At 43.6% G+C, this 2691-nt stretch carries 3 protein-coding genes and 1 pseudogene; all 4 read right to left on the bottom strand.

Annotated elements, in window-relative coordinates; translation table 11 throughout:
* Positions 1–431: hypothetical protein (locus BZG13_RS15025; protein ID WP_198935538.1), on the bottom strand; the 431-nt coding region annotated here is incomplete at its 3' end.
* A gap of 100 nt (positions 432–531) precedes the next feature.
* Positions 532–938 (bottom strand): annotated as a pseudogene (locus tag BZG13_RS15560) (ISAs1 family transposase); the annotation flags it as partial.
* 78 nt (positions 939–1016) lie between these two features.
* Positions 1017–2009 (bottom strand): IS4 family transposase, encoded by a 993-nt coding sequence (locus tag BZG13_RS15015; RefSeq protein WP_241824823.1) that lies wholly within the window; start codon positions 2007–2009, stop codon positions 1017–1019.
* Positions 2010–2415: 406 nt separating this feature from the next.
* The coding region (locus BZG13_RS15010; protein ID WP_131825410.1) for a transposase family protein at positions 2416–2691 on the bottom strand (276 nt) is incomplete at its 5' end.

The following is a 2691-nucleotide window of genomic DNA, read 5'->3' as shown; positions in this document are numbered from 1 at the left end:
TGTTGTTTCAGAATCAAATCCTCAATTAATGCCTTACTAAAAATTGCTGACTCTACAAATTGAAAATAACCAATAAATTTTTCTTTACGAAAGTCAATCTGAGAGTACGATGTCTTTGCATCATAATCATAAAATGAATTGGGTAAAGTCCGAATATTAAAAAATCGTAGTGTCCATCTGATGAGTCTGGATTGAAGCTTATCATTTATTAAAAAGGAAAGCTGATCATTTTTTGAGCAACAAAGCCCAGCAAAATTATTACCGATTAACTGCTCAAGGTTAATTCCTTTGTGTTGACCGTCATAAACCACTCTTCCCATATCGAACGTACAGTTTTCTTTTCCATATTTTTGGCACATATGAAGAAAGAAAGAATATTGAAAAAGCTGATTCCCTAAGCCGCCTTGAGCAAAAACTTTTTTATTTATCATAGTTATTATTTACCATAGAAATATAGGATCCTGCGGATTCAACCGCGAAGTGAAACAGTCTCGCCTGTACGGAGAAGCATGAACACCCACATAACGAAAGGCTTCCCAGCAAGGTCGCTAGGTACCTTGGTCCATTGCGCACATCATTCGCTTGCATTGAATGCCGGCTTTGAAACTCTTCTCCTGCTTAAATAAGTTTAAAACCATTTTCCTTATTCATGCAAAAAATTCCGCTCGGTCATCGACTCTTATTCGGCAAACATCTTCTTTTAATCCAACATCGAGTTGAGAGTACATTGATTCAATTAATCAATGCGAGCGTGTGGCATCATGAAGCTCTTTCGCTGTCAGTGCTTTTGAGCTTATATAATAGCGCACTGAAAAATCAGACTCTTCGGCGTATTTTCCTTCTTGTCGAACACTCACCAAGAGGCCCATCGTTCTTAATTCAGGCCAATCATAAGCCAAATCACCTAATACACTTAAATCGGTATTAATCAGTGCACACACGGAAAACGCATGAACATCCCCGTCATGAAAGGCTTCCCAGCACGGTCTCCGGGTACTGAGGGATCCCCACTTTTTTCACCTGAGCTCTCCCGCTGCCATTGCCTTCAGCCCTCCAAGCGCTAAAGCCAGATCCCGTACTCTGTACTCATATCCTTTTCGTCCAATCAGCTCCCTACCCAAGAAAAAATAGGACAGAACCCGGCGGGTTCGAATGGTATTAGCCTGAAAGTCTCTATAGTAACCTTTCATGTAACCCACCTTTCCCAGAATGAGAAGACCAAATTGACTCAGCATCGCAATCAGCAATAAGATCTCAATCCGCTTAGGGCAATGGCTACCACTAAAGTTAAGTGATAAACCAAATCGCTCGTTCTTTGTATCTCGAAACCCTTCTTCGATAGCCATCCGTTGTGTATATAACGCGACAAGGCGTTCAGCGCCCCAGCTGTCTTCAGGTAGGTTCGAGACTAACAGCCAGGGCTCTCTTCCTCCTTTTGCATGGACACGACTGGCGGTATCTCGTTTAAGTGAGCCACTCCAGTTCTTCGCTTTTCGGCCTTTAAGCTTCTTCCGGTAGAGCACTGCCTGGCATGCATGCTTATGTTGTTTTGTGAGTCTTGCAGCGCCTAACTGACGCGGTTTAAGTTGGGCTTGTCCGAACAGTCTATCGGCTTCATGCCATTGGCCACCAACCTGGATATGGCTGTTACCTCGGACTCGGCCGAGCCAATACCAACCTTGCTCTTCTATAGGTTTGAACCACGGCACTTTAAACCCAGCATCGGTAGTGACGATGGGGATCACTCCTTCAGGGATCATCATCGCTAGGCGGCGAATAAATGCCTTATGAATCTCCGAAGAAGCAAGTTGGCTCTCTGGATGAACTTCTTCATAGAGGGTAAATGCTCTTCCTCCTACAGGGATCGTTGCCCGAATAATCTGTTTATCGACATGGTTTACCGGGGACCAGTCCACAATAATGATTGGATGCTGAATGTTCCTGAGTAAAAAGTGACTCACGAAGGTATAGACACTCGCTCTTTCCCGCTGAAGATGTCGGTTGCCCAATAGGCGGCAGACCCGCCCGCTTGATACTGTGCTTAACCCTGGTTTGTGTACGCTTCATACCGCGACCGACTCCGGTTAACGTCAGTGTGCCACTACCATTCAAGGCATCGGTGCAATCGAGGACAGCGTTGATGCGTCGTTTATCTTTGATGCCAGAGAACTCGGACATGAGGAAAAAAGAGTGTAGAATACTGGCTAGATTCATGATGGTTAGCGCTTTTGTGTTGTGGTGACCCATCATCGCCGATTATCATGGATCTGCCTACCTTTTTCACCCTATCTCACTGATTCTTCTATGTAAGAAGTGGGGAGCCATCAGATATGAATTGCAGCTTGGTCTGTTGCTCTGTTATACGATCCTTTCAGTGTTTTTCCATCAATGGCAATGACTTCACCATCTGTTAGTTCATGACACGATTTCATCAATTCTATAAAGGCTTTTTATAATGCTTCTGAAGGTTCCCATCACTCTTGCAATAGTATCTGCAGATGGTGGTGCTWTACCCGAGAAGCCAAAACGTAATAAAAAATCACGCTGCTTTCGCCCATAATCACTAATTCCTTTCCAGGTATCATGACCAGAAAGAACCGCACAAATAGTTATCAAAATAATATCTGATAAGGTATGTTCAACTTTACCCTCTTTGCGAATGTCTCTAATGGAAACGAAATGCATAAATGG

Source organism: Salinivibrio sp. ML323 (assembly GCF_001995745.1).
Lineage (GTDB): Bacteria > Pseudomonadota > Gammaproteobacteria > Enterobacterales > Vibrionaceae > Salinivibrio > Salinivibrio kushneri.
This window is presented reverse-complemented; position numbering and strand designations above follow the sequence as displayed.